This window comes from Psychrobacter coccoides (genome assembly GCF_017498085.1).
In the GTDB taxonomy this organism is placed as follows: Bacteria; Pseudomonadota; Gammaproteobacteria; order Pseudomonadales; family Moraxellaceae; genus Psychrobacter; species Psychrobacter coccoides.
The window spans coordinates 1-275 of the sequence record NZ_JAGBKM010000068.1 but is presented as its reverse complement, the minus strand read 5'-3'; the positions used below and the strand labels follow the sequence as shown (position 1 = coordinate 275).

At 44.4% G+C, this 275-nt stretch carries 1 pseudogene; it reads right to left on the bottom strand.

Annotated elements, in window-relative coordinates:
* A pseudogene (locus tag J3492_RS13100) lies at positions 1–275 on the bottom strand (RNA-guided endonuclease InsQ/TnpB family protein); the annotation flags it as partial.

Genomic DNA, 275 nt, shown 5'->3' with positions numbered 1-275 from the left:
GCGGTCTTTTTAAACGGAATCCATCCAAGAGATCTGCGCTTGGCTTTTGGGTTATTGGTGCGCCAGTTGAGTTTGGCTTTTTTAAACTGTTTACGAGCCTTGGCATGGGTTTCTGAGATGGCTTGTAGGGTTTGACTGTGCAGATTCAGGTATTCACCCGCCCCTTTAGTGTAAGCGGCTAAATCATAAGCTGAAAAGAATTTGCCTGTGCGCTTAAGGTGTTTAAAACTTAGCTCATTAACGTAATTCCAGACAAAGTTAACCGCCCCAGCTAA